The following is a 16,675-nucleotide window of genomic DNA, read 5'->3' on the forward strand; positions in this document are numbered from 1 at the left end:
ACCCCAATTGCGCCACTACAAAGCATTCATGCAGTTGCCACTACAAAACTTCCGCAAAAATGTGCATAAGTCGTTGATTCACATGGAAGCGGCTTCACCAAAAACGCGAAATCGGCATTTTGGTGTCGAACTCGGGCGCACGACTTGTCGCGCATGAGGGTGCGCAGCTCGCCGTAGTCAGCGGCTTCGCCCACCACCTCGATGTCTTCGGCGTCAGCCAGGGTGTCGCGGATGCCGCGTCGAATCAGCGCATGGTCGTCGCAAAGAATGACTTTGATCATAGTTTCCCCCAGGCAGTGGGGTCGTCCGAGTCTTTATCTGGGCTCGACGGTTCGCTGTCGAGCGCGGGGAAGAACTGATCGATGAAGCCGTTTTCGGGGCCGGACAGCGGGACCGACAGAATCAGCGTGGTCCCGCCGGGATTGCTGCTGATGTCCACCCAACCGCCCACGGTTTCGGCGCGCTCGTGCAGGCCCCGAATCCCGAAAGACCGGGCCTTGGCCAAGTCCTCGCTGTTGAGGCCTTTGCCATTGTCGGTGACTTCGATGGACAACACGCCACCCGCCTGCGTCAGGTCCACACTGACTTTGGTGGCCTGTGCGTGTTTGGAGACATTGGTGAGCGCCTCTTGCGCAAACCGATAGGCGACCAGTGGGACGCCCGAGGCCAGATGCTGCAACTGCTCATGACTGGCGCGGAACGTGGCCTCGATGCCGGTGCGCTTGCCAAAGCGGTCGGTCATCCATTGCAGGGCGGGGGCCAAGCCTTGTTCGAGAATGGCCGGGCGCAGGTTGTGCATGATGCGTTGGCTGGCCTCGTGCGCGTGCGACACCGACTCCAGCGCTTGCTGCACGCGCTCCGCAATCTGGGGGGTGGGCGCGTGGCGCGCAATCCAGGCCAGATCAAACTTCACGGCCGTCAGGGCGCCGCCCACGTCGTCGTGGATTTCGCGTGCGATGGCCGCACGTTCCTGCTCAATGCTGGTCTGAAGATGCTGTGCCAGCTCGCGCAGTTGCTGGCGCGATCGGCTCAAGGCCAGGTCGGCACGCTGCTTGGCAATGCGTGTGCGGTTGGCTTCGATGGCCAACAAGGCGGCTGGGGCCAGACGGGTCAGGTTGCTTTTGAGCAGGTAGTCGTTGGCGCCATTGCGCATGGCCTGCACGGCAATGTCTTCGCCAATCTCTCCCGACACCAGAATGAACGGAACGAGTTTGCCCAGCGCCCGCACCTTATCGAGCGCAGCCAGCCCGGAGTAGCCCGGCAGGTTGTAGTCCGACAGGATCAGGTCCCAGTCCTCGTGCAAGGCCTCTGACAAACTTGCTTCATCCTCCACACGGAAGATGTCGGCATTGATGCCTCCGCGTCGCAAATGAATGGCGACCAGCGCGTGGTCTTCTTCATTGTCTTCAATGTGAAGAACACGCAGGCGGACAGGCGGCAGCGAGGCGCTGCTGCTGGCCATGGCGGGGTGATCAGCGGAGGAGTCAGTCGGGCAATCGGGCACGTGCAACCTTCAATCCCTGGATATGAACCAGCTTTTACTGTGTGATCAAGTTCACCAGATTTCCGGGAAATGGAAAAAATTCTAACAACCGGCTGAAGTTCTGCGCATTCAGGTATCAAGGATCTGCGCAAAGTGCCGACAACCTTCACAACAAAGGGCTATCACATTGTGGGAGCCTGTTCTTCAACTGGTTGAGTGGAGCCACGATGAGCTACGACGTTTCCGTCGCGACACAGAGCCCCCCCCCTGAGATGTCGATCTTGCAGGCGGCTGTGCTTCAGGATCACCTGATGACGGCGACCAACGACTTGGAGCGCTTGCAGCGCTTGCTCGACGACGCCTGCCTGGCGTTGATGGAAGGCTTTCACACGTCTGCAGGTCAGTTGGGTGAAGTGATCGACCAAGGGCATGAAATCACGCCTCATCTGATGGAAGTGCGCCAGAAGCTGTTCAAAGCAGTGACGGCTCTGCAATTCCAGGACATGGCCACGCAGTTGATTGCCCACACCAATAAACGTTTGCGCAACTGTGCGGATCAGATCGCCAGAGACGCACTTGGCGATGACGATCCCGATGGCGCCGCTGTCGTGGAAGAAGGTCCCTTGAAGCCCAACCCGGTCACCCAGGACGAGATGGACGCCGGGTCCATTGAGCTTTTCTAAAGATTTCTTCCCACCAGCCGAAATCAGGTTCGCCGCTGACTGGTTTTAACTACCCAATCCGCCCCAGCACTGTTCATTCAAGCACCGGAGAGCGACATGCATTCGATTCTTGCCGTTGACGATTCCGCATCCATGCGTCAGATGGTTTCCTTTACGCTCAAGAGCGCCGGCTACAACGTAGTGGAAGCCGTTGACGGGCAAGACGCCTGGGAGAAGGCTGGCGGCCGCAGCTTTGACTTGGTGCTGACAGACCAGAACATGCCCCGCATGGACGGCATCAGTCTGACCAAGAAGCTCCGTGAAAACCCCCAGTTCAAAACCACCCCCATTCTGATCCTGACGACCGAGTCTAGTGATCAAATGAAGCAAGCCGGTCGTGCTGCTGGTGCGACAGGCTGGCTGGTGAAGCCTTTTGACCCCAACAAGCTGATCGAGGTGATTCAGAAGGTGATCCGCTAAACCCGGATCCCGGATGACGCGCGCTGCGTCGTGAAGACCAATTTCAGGAGCCAGACATGGCAGAGATGAGCACAGACCACAGCAGTTCCGCCGCAGGCATTGACCTCAGTCAGTTCTACCAAGTCTTCTTTGAAGAAGCGGGTGAGAACCTCGACAACATGGAGCAGCTGCTGCTGAACCTGGACATCGAGGCCGCTGACGACGAAGAGCTCAACGCGATCTTCCGCTGCGCGCACTCCATCAAGGGGGGCGCTGCGACTTTTGGCTTCAGCGATGTCGCTGAGCTGACCCACCAGATGGAGACGCTGCTCGACAAGCTGCGCCGCCACGAACTGGTCCCTACCGCACCCATGGTGGATGTGCTGCTGCAATCTGGCGACGCACTCAAGGCGCAACTGGCGCGTCACCAAGGCTCTGGCGGCGAGGTGGTGGATACGACTGAATTGTTGGTCAACATCCGCGCCATGGTCGCAGGTGAAACGCCGATGCTGGACATTTCCTCCAGCCCTGCGCCCACGCCGGCTCCAGCCCCGGCACCGGCTGCCGCCCCTGTCGTTGAAGCGCCCGCAGTCCCAGCGGTTGCTGCTGCACCCACATCAGGCCAGCGCATCGTGGAGCTGCGTGTCGGTCCGCTGAGCAATCTTTCTCAGGCTGACAACCTGCTGGAGCTGTTCAAAGAAATCACCGATCTGGGCACCATCGAGCCTCTGCCCGACGATCCGGCGTTGGCCAACATTCGTCGCTTCAAGGTGTCGACTGCGACCGACGAGGCCGAACTGATCGACCTGTTCACTTTCCACGTGGCACGGGACCAAGTGGTCTTTGTGGCCTTGGGCGATGCCCCCAAAGCGGCCCCTGTCGCTGCTGCAGCACCTGCGCCGGCTGCCGACCCAGGCTATGGCTTCTTTGATGAACCCGAGCCCGTCGCCGCTCAAGCCGCCGCACCCGCACCTGCTCCGGCAGCCCCGGCTGCAGAGGTGGGCTATGGCTTCTTTGACAATGCCCCCGGCGCACCAACTGCTCCGGTCGCTGTCGCAACTGCTGCCCCCGAGGCGGCTGTTGCCAAACCTGTTGCGCCTGTCGCACCCAAGCCCGCTGCGCCCAAGCACGACAAGCCTGCCGCAGGTGGTCTGGAGGCTTCCACCATTCGTGTGTCGGTTGAAAAGGTCGACCAACTCATCAACCTAGTGGGTGAGTTGGTGATCACGCAAGCCATGCTGGCCCAAAACAGCCGCGGTCTGGATCCGGTGGTGTATCAGCAACTGGTGACCGGTCTGACCGATCTGGATCGCAACACCCGCGACCTGCAGGAAGCGGTGATGTCGATCCGGATGATTCCGATGTCGACGGTGTTCAGCCGCTTCCCACGCATGCTGCGTGACCTGGCCAACAAGCTGGGCAAGAAGGTCGAACTGGTGACCCAGGGTGAAGCCACCGAACTGGACAAGGGTCTCGTCGAGAAGATCACCGACCCGCTGACTCACTTGGTGCGCAACTCGTGCGACCATGGTATCGAGTCGCCTGCTGACCGTCTGGCAGCTGGCAAGCCGGACGTGGGCACCATCACGCTGTCGGCCTCTCACCAAGGTGGCTCGATCGTGATCGAGGTGCGCGACGACGGCAAGGGTCTGTCGCGTGAGAAGTTGCTGAACAAGGCACGTGAAAAGGGCATTGATGCCCCTGACACGATGACCGACCAGGAAGTGTGGGGCTTGATCTTTGCCCCGGGCTTCTCCACCGCCGAGCAAGTGACCGACGTGTCGGGCCGTGGTGTGGGCATGGACGTGGTCAAGAAGAACATCACCTCGCTGGGTGGCACGGTCGAGATCGACTCGGCAGAAGGCTACGGCATGCGCGTGGCAGTTCGTCTGCCACTGACACTGGCCATCATGGACGGCATGAGTGTGGGCGTGGGCGAAGAGGTCTACATCCTGCCGCTGTCGTCGGTGGTTGAAAGCTTCCAGGTCAGCACCGACATGGTCAAGACCATTGGTGGCTCGGGCCGCGTGGTCGAAGTGCGTGACGAGTACATGCCCGTCATCGAGCTGGAAAAGGTCTTCAACGTGCCCCGTTTTGACTGGGAGCACAACAGCGGCATCATGGTCGTCGTCGAAGCCGAAAGTGGCCGTGTCGCACTGCTGGTGGATGAACTGCTGGGACAACAACAGGTTGTGGTCAAGAACCTCGAGACCAACTACCGCAAGGTGAGCGATGTTTCGGGCGCCACCATCATGGGTGACGGCCGTGTGGCACTGATTCTGGACGTGGGCAGCCTCGTGCGCCGCTCGCGTCACTGATCGGTGACGAACAGCTTGGAGAAAAAAGGTAATGGGTATGATGGAACAAGTGGACGTGCAACAGAACGAACTGGCGCGCGAGTACCTGACCTTCCGCCTGGGCGATGAAGAGTACGGCATCGACATCCTGAAGGTGCAGGAAATCCGTGGCTATGAAAACCCCACCCGCATCGCCAACGCGCCTCACTTCCTGAAGGGCGTGGTGAACCTGCGCGGCACGATCGTGCCCATCGTGGACCTGCGTTTGCGATTTGGCTGCAGCTCGGCTGAGTACAACTCGTTTACCGTGTCCATCGTGCTGCACATCGGCCAGCGCACCATCGGTGTGGTGGTGGATTCGGTGAGCGATGTGATGGAGATCCCTGCAGAGGCCATTCGTCCCGCGCCTGAGATGTCGTCGGCCATCGATGCCACCTACATCCGCGGTCTGGCCCAAGTGGGTGAGCGCATGGTCATCCTGCTCGACATCGAAAGCATGTTGATGAGTCAGGACATGGGGCTGGTGGACTGAGCGTCCTCCGCACTCTCCATGAAAAAGGGCGCCGAGGGCGCCCTTTTTGTTGCGGTCGGTTCAGCCGCTGAGCTCAGCTGGCGCTGGCCAACACGGCAGCCGCCACCGCCTGATCCAGCTGCGACAACGGCACGGCCAAGCGCGCCTCGGCGTCTACCACCTCACGCTGTTTGCCGGCCCAGATCGGGGCGGGCCAGCGTGCATCCCAGTCGTATCGCGCAATCACGTGCCAGTGCAGATGGGGCACCATGTTGCCCAGCGAGGCCAGATTGATCTTCGTGGGCTTCAGCGCCTCGCGCAGCACGGTTTCCACCTTGGCCACGGTTTGCATCAGATGACTGCGATCAGCCGGCACCAGGTCCGTCCACTCCGCTACGTGGTCATTCCAGATCACGCGGTAAAAAGCGGGGTGATCCGCATCGACCGCGCGGATGACGCGCAGCTTGTCCGTGCGTGCGAGCAGGATGCCGCCATCCTGTTCGCACAGCTCGCAGCCGGGAATGCGGGTGTCGTGGGCCATCGTCACACCAGCACGCGCTCAATGCCGCCGGTGTTGGCCTGGTCGACATAGTCACGCATCCAGTTGTCACCCAGGATCTGCTTGGCCATTTCCACCACGATGTAGTCGGCTTCCAGCAGGCCGTTCTGGGTGTCTTCGCCATAGCGGCTCAGACCTTGCAAGCAAGCCGGGCAAGACGTCAGCATCTTGACGTTGTCCTTCTCGCCGATCAGGCCCTTGTCGCGCAGCTCAGATTCACCCTTGCGGATTTCTTGCTCCTTGCGGAAGCGAATCTGCGTGGAGATGTCCGGACGGTTCACCGCCAAGGTGCCCGCTTCGCCGCAGCAGCGGTCCGACTTGACCACGCCATCGCCCAGCAGCGCCTTGACCGTCTTCATCGGGTCTTGCAGCTTCATGGGCGTGTGGCAGGGGTCGTGGTACAGGTAGCCGCCCTGGTTGGGCAGAGTGATGCCCTTTTCCAGCAGGTACTCGTGGATGTCGATGATGCGGCAACCCGGGAAGATCTTGTCGAACTGGTAGCCCTGCAACTGGTCGTAGCAGGTGCCGCACGACACGACCACCGTCTTGATGTCCAGGTAGTTCAACGTGTTGGCCACACGGTGGAACAGCACCCGGTTGTCGGTGATCATCTTCTCGGCCTTGTCGAACTGACCGGCACCGCGTTGCGGATAACCGCAGCACAGGTAGCCCGGAGGCAGCACGGTCTGCACGCCGGCATGCCACAGCATCGCTTGCGTGGCCAAGCCCACCTGGCTGAACAGACGCTCCGAACCACAACCAGGGAAGTAGAAGACAGCCTCGGTGTCGGCCGTGGTCTTCTGAGGGTTGCGGATGATGGGGACGTAGTCCTTGTCCTCGATGTCCAGCAGTGCGCGTGCGGTCTTCTTGGGCAGGCCGCCTGGCATCTTCTTGTTGACGAAGTGGATGATCTGCTCTTTGAGCGGCGCCGTCCCGACCGATGCCGGTGGGGCACTGGTCTGCTTGCGTGCGACCACCTTCATCACATCGTTGGCCACGCGCTGCAACGGCATGGCCACGTCCACCAGGGCCGAACGGATCAGCTTGATGGTTTGTGGATTGTTGGTGTTGAGCATGGCCATGCCCGCAGCCCCCGCAGGGCGGAAGCTCTTCTGACCCATCTTGGTCAGCAGGTTGCGCATGGCCATCGACACGTCGCCGAAGTCAATCTTGACCGGGCAGGGCGTGTAGCACTTGTGACAGACCGTGCAGTGGTCGGCCACGTCTTCGAACTCGGACCAGTGCTTGATCGACACGCCACGGCGGGTCTGCTCTTCGTACAGGAAGGCCTCGACCAGCAGCGAGGTGGCCAGGATCTTGTTGCGGGGGCTGTAGAGCAAGTTGGCGCGTGGCACGTGGGTGGCACACACCGGTTTGCACTTGCCGCAGCGCAGGCAGTCCTTCACCGACTTGGCGATGTCGCCAATGTCAGACTGCTGCATGATCAGCGATTCATGACCCATCAAACCGAACGACGGCGTGTAGGCCTCGGTCAGGTCGGCGGCGTGGACGTCATCACCCAAGGCCTTCAGGGCCGCGCCGCGCAGCAGCTTGCCCTTGTTGAAGCGGCCTTCCGGGTCCACCTTCTGCTTGTAGGCGGTGAAGTTGGCAATTTCCTCGTCGGTCAGGAATTCCAGCTTGGTGATGCCAATGCCGTGTTCACCCGAGATCACGCCGTCCAGCGAACGGGCCAACGTCATGATGCGTGCCACGGCTTCGTGGGCCGTTTGCAGCATCTCGTAGTTGTCGCTGTTGACCGGGATGTTGGTGTGCACGTTGCCGTCGCCGGCGTGCATGTGCAAAGCCACCCACACGCGGCCACGCAGCACCTGCTTGTGGATGCGCTTGAGCTCGTCCACGATGGGGTGCAGGGCGGCACCGTTGAACACCTTGGACAGTTCGTCGCGGATTTCCTTCTTCCAGCTGGCGCGGATGGACCACGTTTGCAGCAGGTTGAAGACGGTGTCCTGACCCTCAGGGGTGTAGGTGCCGTTGCGGTGTTGTTCGTAGCCCAGCGCGACCAGTTGCGCATCGACCTCGCTCAGCGGGGTGTCGATGTGGTCGTACAAGAACTGCCAGCGTGCACGCACTGTGTCCAGGTGCGCTTGTGCCTGCGCGACCTTTTCGGCCAGTTGATCGGGGCTGGGCAGCTCTTCGGCGTCTTCCACCTTGCCCAACGGCAGGTTGCCGCCAGCCAGGAAGGCCTTCAGTGCATCGGCAATGGCCAGCTTGTTGCGCAGGCTCAGTTCGATGTTGATGCGCTCGATGCCCAGGGTGTACTCACCCATGCGCGGCAGCGGAATCACCACGTCCTCGTTCACCTTGAACGCATTGGTGTGCTTGGCAATGGCGGCGGTGCGCTTGCGGTCAGCCCAGAACTTCTTGCGGGCATCGGCGCTGACGGCGATGAAGCCTTCACCCGCGCGACCATTGGCCAGGCGGATGACCTCGCTGGCAGCCAGTGCCACGCGATCTTCGTCGTCACCCACGATGTCGCCAATCAGGACCATCTTGGGCAGGGTGCCACGCTTGCTCTTGGTGGCATAGCCCACCGCGCGCAGATAGCGGTCGTCCAAGTGCTCCAGACCGGCCAGGATGGCGCCGCCGGGCTGCTTCATCTCGGCGAACATGAAGTCCTTGATCTCGACGATCGAGGGCACGCCCAGCGTGGGGTTGCCAAAGAACTCCAGACACACCGTGCGCGTGTGTTTGGGCATGCGGTGCACGACCCAGCGCGCACTGGTGATCAGGCCGTCGCAGCCTTCCTTCTGAATGCCGGGCAGGCCGGCCAGGAACTTGTCGGTGACGTCCTTGCCCAGACCTTCCTTGCGGAAGACGCTGCCGGGGATGTCGAGCTTTTCCGTGCGCAGATGGGTCTTGCCATCGGCCGCGTAGTAATGCAACTCGAACTGGGCCACGGCCACGTCGTGGATCTTGCCCAAGTTGTGGTTCACGCGAACCACTTCCAGCCATTCGGCATTGGGCGTGACCATGCGCCACGAAGCCAGGTTGTCCAGCGCTGTGCCCCACAACACAGCCTTCTTGCCACCCGCGTTCATGGCGATGTTGCCACCCACGCACGAGGCTTCGGCCGAAGTCGGGTCCACTGCGAACACAAAACCGCCGCGCTCAGCCGCATCGGCCACGCGCTGGGTGACCACGCCGGCGCCGGTCCAGATGGTGGCCACGGGCTGGTTCACGCCCGGCAGGTTCACCATCTCGACTTCGGTCATCTGTTCGAGCTTTTCGGTGTTGATCACCGCGCTCTTCCAGGTCAGCGGTACGGCACCGCCGGTGTAGCCCGTCCCGCCCCCACGCGGGATGATGGTCAGACCCAGCTCGACGCAGCCCTTGACCAAGGCAGCCATCTCTTCTTCCGTGTCCGGGGTCAGAACCACGAAGGGGTATTCCACACGCCAGTCGGTGGCATCGGTGACGTGGGCCACACGGCTCAGGCCATCGAACTTGATGTTGTCGTGCTTGGTGACCTTGCGCAGGACCTTGTTGGTGCGCTCACGCAGCGCCCCCATGTCGTCAAAGGCCTTGGCAAAACGATCGATCGCAGCGCGAGCCATGCTCAGCAGTTCGCCAACGAGGGCATCGCGGGATGCATCGCTGCCAGGTGTGCGGCGCTTGTCCACTTCACCCAGGCGATGGTGCAGGGCTTCGGTCAGCTGGCTGCGGCGCTTGGGATTGTCCAGCAGGTCATCCTGCAGATAAGGGTTGCGCTGCACGACCCAGATGTCGCCCAGCACTTCGTAGAGCATGCGGGCGGAGCGGCCGGTCTGGCGCTCTGAGCGCAGCAGGCTCAACAGTTCCCAGGCGCGTTGGCCCAGCAGACGCTGGACGATCTCGCGGTCCGAGAACGATGTGTAGTTGTACGGAATTTCGCGCAGGCGAGGCTGGCCGTCGTTGTGGGCGTCGGCGGCCTGGGCGATCATGTGGGTCAACTCTGTGGGTGCGTTCATGAGGGCGCCAGACGCGAAAAGGCCGGATTTCAGAAAAGCGCAAGGCACCTGGGTGGCATGAAGCTCGCCCAAGCGCTGCATGTGGGGGTGGTTTTCGCGCCTGAGGCGAGATGTTACCGCAGCAGACCATGTCCTTCCTCAGAAAAGGGGTCCTGTCACCCTCTTCAGGCGAGGTTTGCGAGAGAATGAAAGCGCATAAGCTGACGCCATGCTGATCTGGGTTGTAGTGCGACGCGAAGAACGCGTCGGGGCCCCGAGCAGAAACAGGCTCCCGACATGACCTTGAACGCTTCCTCTACCGCCCTCTGGCCCTATCCCTGCTGGATTGCCCATCGCGGGGCGGGGGATTTGGCACCAGAAAACACCATGGCCGCCTTCCGCTTGGGGGCTGAGCATGGTTTTGGCATGTTCGAGTGTGATGTGCGCCTGAGTGCGGACGGCGAGCCCTATCTCTTGCATGACGATCTGCTGGATCGCACCACCAATGGACGCGGTCAGGCCGCCTTGCAGCCATGGGATGCCTTGTCCCGACTGGATGCCGGGAGCTGGCACGGGCGGCCCTATGCGGGCGAACCGCTGATGCGTCTGGAATCGCTGGCCAGATGGTTGCTTGCCTTGGGTTTGATGGTCAACCTCGAGATCAAGCCGTCACCTGGCGACGAAGAGCGTACCGGCCGTGTGGTTGCCAACCATGTGGCTCGTTTGTGGTCGCAGGCGCATGTCATGCCCTTGCTCAGCTCATTCAACGTGACGGCATTGAAAGCCGCTCGCAACGCTCAGCCCGATTTGCCGCGTGCGCTGTTGATCGATCAGTGGGCGCAGGACAGCATCCGGACAGCGCAAGAGCTGGGGTGCCGAGCCATGGTGGTCAATCACCGTTATCTGGACGAGCGCAAAATTGACGCCATCCATCAGGCCGACATGAAGGCCTTGACGTACACCGTCAACAACGCGGATCGCGCTGCCACGCTTTGGTTGTCCGGCCTGGATGGGCTGATCACAGATCGCATTGATGTGTTTGAACCCCAGGCACGCCTGGGGGCCCATCCCGGTCGCCTCATTCTGGCGACCGACTTGATGCTGGTCTGATGCTTCAGGCCAGTGCGGCCAGCAGTTTGGCGTGAATGCCGCCAAATCCGCCGTTGCTCATGCACAAGATGTGATCGCCCGGTTGAGCGGCCTTGACCACCTTGGCGACCAAGCCATCGATCGTGTCACTGACGACCGCGCGTTCGCCCATCTCCAGCAAGGCTTCGTTGGCGTCCCAGCCCAAACCGCCGCTGTGGCAGAAGGCCAGATCTGCCTCTTCCAGCGACCACGGTAACTGCGCCTTCATGGTGCCCAGCTTCATGGTGTTGGAGCGTGGCTCGAACACAGCGAGGATGCGGTGATCCGGTCCCACCTTGCGACGCAAGCCGTCCAGCGTGGTGCGAATGGCCGTGGGGTGGTGGGCAAAGTCGTCGTAGACCGTGATGTCCCGTGCTGAGCCTTTGACCTCCAGCCGACGCTTCACATTGGCGAATTGGCCCAGCGCTTCGCAAGCCTGCTGAGGTGTCACGCCCACGTGCTCGGCCGCCGCGATGGCCGCCAGCGCGTTCATCTGGTTGTGCTCGCCCAGCAGCCCCCACTCCACGCGCCCGACCAGCACGCCGGCCTTCAGAACGTCAAAAGCATGGGGTTCGCCGCGTGCGCGGAAGCCAGGGGCGTCACCACGCACACCAAAGCGTGCCACGTCGCTCCAGCAGCCCCGCTCCAGCACGCGGTTCAACGATTCTTCTCGAGCGTTGACCACCAGGCGGCCGCTCTTTGGGACCGTTCGCACCAGGTGGTGGAACTGGGTCTCAATGGCCGCCAGGTCGGCAAAGATGTCCGCGTGGTCAAACTCCAGGTTGTTGAGGATGGCCGTACGAGGGCGGTAGTGCACAAACTTGCTGCGCTTGTCGAAGAAGGCAGTGTCGTATTCGTCGGCCTCGATCACAAACGGATGCCCGCTCGCTGGGCGAGAGGCCGCGTCAATGCGGCCCAGCCGGGCGGACACGCCAAAGTTCTCAGGCACACCGCCGACCAGGAAGCCGGGCTGCATGCCCGCGTGTTCCAGAATCCAGGTGAGCATGGACGTGGTCGTGGTCTTGCCGTGCGTGCCCGCCACGGCCAGCACGTGTCGGCCCTGCAGCACGTTCTCACTGAGCCACTGCGGACCGCTGGTGTAGGGCAGCCCTGCATCCAGGATCGCCTCCATCAGTGGATTGCCCCGGCTGACCACATTGCCGATCACAAACAGATCGGGCTGCAGGTCCAACTGATCAACGGAATAGCCCTCGATCAGATCGATGCCCAAAGCCCGCAACTGGTCGCTCATGGGCGGGTAGACGCCCGCATCGCAACCCGTCACACGATGGCCGGCCTCACGTGCCAGCGCGGCCACGCCACCCATGAAGGTGCCGCAGATACCAAGGATGTGGATGTGCATGGAACTCAGAGCAGTCGGAAAGCCTCTGCCGCGGCAGCCACGGTGTCAGCAATGTCTTGTTCGGTGTGAGCCGCGCTGACGAAGCCGGCTTCGTACATCGCGGGGGCCAAGTACACGCCGCGCTCCAGCACCAGATGGAAGAAGCGATTGAACGTGTCCGAGCCGCGCGCCATCACGGTCTGATAGTTCTGTGGCAGGCTTTCGGCAAAGAAGAACCCAAACATGCCGCCCTCGCAGTCGGCCACCAAGGGGACCCCAGCTTCGCGCGCCGCCAGAGTGAAGCCATCCATCAGGTTGCGCGTGCTCAAGGACAGCTTGTCGAAGAAGCCCGGCTGCTGGATCAGTTTCAGCGTGGCCAAGCCGCAGGCCGTGGCCACAGGGTTGCCAGACAGCGTGCCGGCCTGATAGACCGGACCCAAGGGAGCCAGCTTGCTCATGATCTCGCGCGACGCTGCAAAGGCAGCCAGCGGCATGCCGCCACCGATCACCTTGCCGAACACGCTGATGTCCGGCTTGAAGCCGGGCAGTGCTTTGGCATAAATGCTTTGCGCGCTGCCCAGCGCCACGCGGAAGCCGCTCATGACCTCGTCAAACACGAACAGGGCGCCATGCTGGTCGCACAACTCGCGGATGCGCTGAACGAAGGGCACGCTGGCGCGCACGAAGTTCATGTTGCCGGCAATGGGCTCGATCATCACGCAGGCGATCTCACTGCCTTGCGTTGCAAACGCTTCTTCAATCTGTGCCAGATTGTTGTATTCCAGAACCAGGGTGTGCTGCACCACCTCGGCGGGCACGCCCGCGCTGGTGGGGTGACCAAAGGTGGCCAAGCCGGAGCCAGCCTTGACCAGCAAGGCGTCGGCGTGACCGTGGTAGCAGCCCTCGAACTTGATGATCTTGTTGCGGCCGGTGTAGCCGCGAGCCAGGCGGATCGCGCTCATGCCCGCTTCGGTGCCCGAGCTGACCAAGCGCACTTGCTCGGCGCTGGGGACCAGTTTCAGGATCTCTTCAGCCAGTTCGATTTCACGCTCGGTGGGGGCGCCGAACGAGAATCCGTCCATGGCAGCCTTCTGAACCGCTTCCAGCACATCGGGGTGGCCATGACCCAGAATCATCGGGCCCCACGAGCCGATGTAGTCGTGGTAACGGCGACCTTCGGCGTCCCAAATATAGGCGCCTTGGGCGCGGGTGATGAAGCGCGGTGTGCCGCCCACAGCGCGGAAGGCTCGTACAGGCGAGTTCACGCCGCCGGGAATGACGCGCTGTGCGCGCTCGAACAGGGATGCATTAGTGGACATGACGGGAATGAGGTGCTGGTGGGACGGTGTCGTCCGCAGTATTGTCGGTGTCTGTGAGGCCTTCTTCGCCAGAAGGGTGCTCGCCAGGGGGCAACGCCCAGAAGAATCGGTCAGGGACCACGCCCCCCATGCCGGGGCGGAAGCCTGCATCCAGGGCTTGATCCAGGAAGCTCAGTGCTTCAGCCACGGCCGTATCAAGGGGCGTGCCGGTGGAAATGATGGCGGTCAGCGCAGCCGACAGCGTGTCGCCTGCCCCAACGAAGTTCGCTTCAAAACGTTCAAAGCGCTCGCCGGTCATCGCACCTTGCGGCGAGGCCAGCACGTTGTCAATGAACTGGTCGGGCAGGGGGATGCCCGTCACCAAGACGTAATCGGTTCCGTGCTCTGCTGCTGCCACGGCAAGCTCTCTTGCTGAGGGGGGGCGTTCAGCGTCCCACTCGGGCAGCAGAAAGTCGGTGAGTGTTTTGTGGCTGCCAACCAACACCATGGTGGCAGGAAGGATCAATTCACGGAAGGCATCGAGATAGGCCATCTGCGCATCCTCTTCCATCCATGAGAGGTTTGGAAGATAGGACACCAGTGGTACGTCGCTGTAATCGGACAGAACCTCTGCCACCGCGCTGACACCTTCGGCGGTGCCCAGAAAACCCACTTTCCAGGATGCGATCGTGGCGTCTTCCAAGATGGACCGTGCCTGTTCTACAACAGCGTCCGAGTCAATGTCGAAGGACTCGAAGATCTCTGCGGTGTCGCGAACCAGGATGCTGGTAACCACTGGTAAGGCATGTGCGCCCATCGCCGAGATGGTTGCAATATCCGCACCGATGCCTGATGCGCCGCTGGGGTCGCTGGCGTTGAACGACAGCACGCAGGCCGGTGCGCCCCCGTCCTGATCACCGAGGTTTGCGGGGGGCTCGTGTCCGGTATGAGGCGAATTCATGGCAGAAATTGTGAAGAATGGCGTAACCTGTGCCCACAAACCCTTGGATTTGTTACTTGGAGCGGTGGCTACAATCGATCCATTGTATTCAAGCTGGTTTGAGTCGACGTGAACGAATTTCGTACCTGGATGTGCCTGATTTGCGGTTGGATTTACGACGAGGCTGCGGGTTTGCCCGAGGAGGGGATACCTCCCGGGACCCGGTGGGCCGATGTGCCGATGAACTGGGTCTGCCCGGAGTGCGGTGCTCGTAAAGACGACTTTGAGATGGTGCAGGTCTGAACAGACGTTGAAGAACGGACAGATTTGCCCCAGACTGCAGAGTGCAGTCTGAGCAGTGTGGAGGAGTGTGTACGTGTCTGAAGCTGAAAACCCTGGAGTTCAGGGGCCCAAGAAGGTACTCGTCATTGACGACAGCAACACCATCCGCCGGAGTGCGGAAATCTTCCTGAAGCAGGGTGGCTACGAAGTGGTGTTGGCCGAAGACGGTTTTGACGCGTTGTCCAAGGTCAACGACCATAACCCTGATGTCATTTTTTGTGACATCCTGATGCCTCGACTGGATGGTTACCAAACCTGCGCCATCATCAAAAGAAATCCCCGGTTTACGCATACTCCGGTAATCATGCTGTCATCGAAGGATGGCTTGTTTGATAAGGCGCGGGGGCGTATGGTGGGCTCTCAGGATTACCTGACCAAGCCCTTCACGAAAGACCAGCTGCTTCAGGCCGTTGCCCATTACGGTTCGTAAGTCTCTCCATCATTCCCATAAATAATCATCGGGGATAAATGTCTGGCGTGTGACAAACTCCGTGAAACGGTTGTGCGCTTTGAGTGATTAAAGGTTTCATATGGCCATTGAGAAAATTCTGCTTGTTGACGATTCGAAGACCGAACTGCATGTGCTGTCGGACCTGCTGACCAAGAAGGGTTATCAGGTGCGCACTGCTGAGAACGGCGAGGAAGCCATGCGTCGTCTGGCGGAAGAAAAGCCTGACCTCATCCTGATGGATGTGGTGATGCCTGGCCAAAACGGCTTCCAGTTGACGCGAGCCATCACCCGGGACCCCAACTTTGCGGATGTCCCGGTGATCATGTGCACGAGCAAAAACCAGGAAACCGATCGCGTGTGGGGCATGCGTCAGGGGGCTCGCGACTATGTCGTCAAGCCCGTCAACCCTGAAGAACTGCTCGCCAAGATCAAGGCCTTCGGCTGATCGACCAATCCACAAGATGGCCAACAAAGAAGCACTTAGAGAGCTGCAGCAACGTCTGGCGGAACGCCTCCAGACGGTGCGTGAGCACGCTCCGGCACGTAACTGGCTGGCCGTTGAGGTGGCAGGACACGGCTTCCTGCTCCCGCTGGAGCAGGCCGGTGAAATTTTTCCCCTGTCGGCAACGCAGTCCGTACCGCACAGCCAACCATGGTTCCTCGGGGTAGCCAACCTCCGTGGTCAACTCAATGGCGTGGTGGACTTGGCGGTATTTTTGGGCTTGGCCCAGCGTCCTGCGCGCAATCTCGCTGAAACCGTTGGGCGAGATTCGGGCCGTCTGGTGGCATTCAATGCATCACTTCAGACGAACGCCGCGCTGCTGGTCGATCGGCTGTTGGGTTTGCGGAACGCAAGCATGTTGAAGCCGGTTGTGGGGGATGCGCAAATTGCGAAGCCCCACTTTATTGGCCAACACATGACCGATGAGCAGGGGCGGCCCTGGTATGAGCTTGATTTGGCCGCGCTCGCGGCTGACGAAGTATTTTTGAAGATCGATGTCTGACGGGGCGGCCCGTCTCGCTGTTCGCATCTGACGTTTGGAGCACAAGAACATGAGTTTCCTCAGTCGTATCAAGGACATGGGCAAGAGCCGGGATGACGCTGAAGTCCAGGTCGCCCGAGTTCGACACCAAATGCTGTAAGTGGTTGATTTGACTAGGTTGACCTAGTCAGCGTGCCACTACAGGAGGGATAACTGGAGTTCGTTGCTGAGCTTTTTGACCTTCAAGGCGGCCATGGTGGCGGCCTGATCTTG

At 61.0% G+C, this 16,675-nt stretch carries 15 protein-coding genes and 1 pseudogene; 9 read left to right on the forward strand and 7 right to left on the reverse strand.

Annotation, left to right across the window (positions count from 1 at the left end):
* Nucleotides 1-137 precede the first annotated feature (137 nt).
* Nucleotides 138-281 (reverse strand): annotated as a pseudogene (locus ACMV18_RS00275) (DNA-binding response regulator); the annotation flags it as partial.
* Nucleotides 278-1,462 carry a response regulator gene (locus tag ACMV18_RS00280; RefSeq protein WP_374257435.1) on the reverse strand — a complete coding sequence of 395 codons (1,185 nt, stop codon included), beginning with the start codon at nucleotides 1,460-1,462 and terminating at the stop codon, nucleotides 278-280. The gene ACMV18_RS00280 and the pseudogene ACMV18_RS00275, both read right to left, overlap by 4 nt.
* A 248-nt stretch (nucleotides 1,463-1,710) precedes the next feature.
* Here ACMV18_RS00280 and ACMV18_RS00285 point away from each other — a divergent pair, with 248 nt between their 5' ends.
* The 4 genes from ACMV18_RS00285 (at nucleotide 1,711) to ACMV18_RS00300 (ending at nucleotide 5,433) form a co-directional block, all read left to right on the forward strand.
* On the forward strand, nucleotides 1,711-2,166 hold the full coding sequence (locus tag ACMV18_RS00285; RefSeq protein ID WP_374257437.1) for a hypothetical protein: 456 nt from the start codon (nucleotides 1,711-1,713) through the stop codon (nucleotides 2,164-2,166).
* A gap of 96 nt (nucleotides 2,167-2,262) precedes the next feature.
* Entirely contained in the window at nucleotides 2,263-2,625 is a 363-nt protein-coding gene (locus tag ACMV18_RS00290) for a response regulator (protein WP_339584029.1), read from the forward strand.
* Between the two features lie 56 nt (nucleotides 2,626-2,681).
* Nucleotides 2,682-4,922: a chemotaxis protein CheA gene (locus ACMV18_RS00295; RefSeq protein ID WP_420816231.1), complete on the forward strand. Its 2,241-nt coding sequence runs from the start codon at nucleotides 2,682-2,684 to the stop codon at nucleotides 4,920-4,922.
* Between the two features lie 31 nt (nucleotides 4,923-4,953).
* A complete protein-coding gene (locus tag ACMV18_RS00300; protein WP_420816232.1) occupies nucleotides 4,954-5,433 on the forward strand; it encodes a chemotaxis protein CheW in 480 nt (159 codons plus the stop codon).
* A gap of 73 nt (nucleotides 5,434-5,506) precedes the next feature.
* On the opposite strand, the gene ACMV18_RS00305 is transcribed toward ACMV18_RS00300, so the two are convergent.
* Together ACMV18_RS00305 and ACMV18_RS00310 are read right to left on the reverse strand one after the other, a co-directional pair.
* The gene (locus tag ACMV18_RS00305; RefSeq protein ID WP_420816233.1) at nucleotides 5,507-5,953 is read right to left on the reverse strand and encodes an HIT family protein; all 447 of its coding nucleotides are present in this window, start codon (nucleotides 5,951-5,953) and stop codon (nucleotides 5,507-5,509) included.
* 2 nt (nucleotides 5,954-5,955) lie between these two features.
* On the reverse strand, nucleotides 5,956-9,939 hold the full coding sequence (locus ACMV18_RS00310; protein ID WP_420816234.1) for a DUF3683 domain-containing protein: 3,984 nt from the start codon (nucleotides 9,937-9,939) through the stop codon (nucleotides 5,956-5,958).
* Between the two features lie 276 nt (nucleotides 9,940-10,215).
* Between ACMV18_RS00310 and ugpQ the strand changes: the two genes are divergently transcribed.
* Nucleotides 10,216-11,028 carry a glycerophosphodiester phosphodiesterase gene (gene ugpQ / locus ACMV18_RS00315; protein WP_374259278.1) on the forward strand — a complete coding sequence of 271 codons (813 nt, stop codon included), beginning with the start codon at nucleotides 10,216-10,218 and terminating at the stop codon, nucleotides 11,026-11,028.
* 4 nt (nucleotides 11,029-11,032) lie between these two features.
* On the opposite strand, the gene mpl is transcribed toward ugpQ, so the two are convergent.
* The 3 genes from mpl to thiD are packed head-to-tail and all read right to left on the reverse strand — an operon-like array spanning nucleotide 11,033 to nucleotide 14,647.
* Nucleotides 11,033-12,409, reverse strand: coding sequence for a UDP-N-acetylmuramate:L-alanyl-gamma-D-glutamyl-meso-diaminopimelate ligase (mpl, locus tag ACMV18_RS00320; protein ID WP_420816235.1), 1,377 nt, complete (start codon nucleotides 12,407-12,409; stop codon nucleotides 11,033-11,035).
* A gap of 5 nt (nucleotides 12,410-12,414) precedes the next feature.
* Nucleotides 12,415-13,707 carry a glutamate-1-semialdehyde 2,1-aminomutase gene (gene hemL / locus ACMV18_RS00325; RefSeq protein WP_374256416.1) on the reverse strand — a complete coding sequence of 431 codons (1,293 nt, stop codon included), beginning with the start codon at nucleotides 13,705-13,707 and terminating at the stop codon, nucleotides 12,415-12,417.
* On the reverse strand, nucleotides 13,697-14,647 hold the full coding sequence (gene thiD, locus ACMV18_RS00330; RefSeq protein ID WP_420816236.1) for a bifunctional hydroxymethylpyrimidine kinase/phosphomethylpyrimidine kinase: 951 nt from the start codon (nucleotides 14,645-14,647) through the stop codon (nucleotides 13,697-13,699). Before thiD ends, hemL begins: the two co-directional genes overlap by 11 nt.
* A 129-nt stretch (nucleotides 14,648-14,776) precedes the next feature.
* Between thiD and ACMV18_RS00335 the strand changes: the two genes are divergently transcribed.
* From ACMV18_RS00335 to ACMV18_RS00350, 4 genes are all read left to right on the forward strand, one after another.
* Nucleotides 14,777-14,929, forward strand: a complete 153-nt coding sequence (locus tag ACMV18_RS00335) for a rubredoxin (protein ID WP_374256425.1) — start codon at nucleotides 14,777-14,779, stop codon at nucleotides 14,927-14,929.
* A gap of 73 nt (nucleotides 14,930-15,002) precedes the next feature.
* On the forward strand, nucleotides 15,003-15,398 hold the full coding sequence (locus tag ACMV18_RS00340) for a response regulator (RefSeq protein ID WP_374256413.1): 396 nt from the start codon (nucleotides 15,003-15,005) through the stop codon (nucleotides 15,396-15,398).
* A gap of 100 nt (nucleotides 15,399-15,498) precedes the next feature.
* Nucleotides 15,499-15,864 (forward strand): response regulator, encoded by a 366-nt coding sequence (locus tag ACMV18_RS00345; RefSeq protein ID WP_374256411.1) that lies wholly within the window; start codon nucleotides 15,499-15,501, stop codon nucleotides 15,862-15,864.
* A 16-nt stretch (nucleotides 15,865-15,880) separates the two neighbouring features.
* Nucleotides 15,881-16,423, forward strand: coding sequence for a chemotaxis protein CheW (locus tag ACMV18_RS00350; protein ID WP_420816237.1), 543 nt, complete (start codon nucleotides 15,881-15,883; stop codon nucleotides 16,421-16,423).
* Nucleotides 16,424-16,675 lie beyond the last annotated feature (252 nt).

It is taken from the genome of Aquabacterium sp. (assembly GCF_048860245.1).
Taxonomy (GTDB): domain Bacteria; phylum Pseudomonadota; class Gammaproteobacteria; order Burkholderiales; family Burkholderiaceae_C; genus Aquabacterium.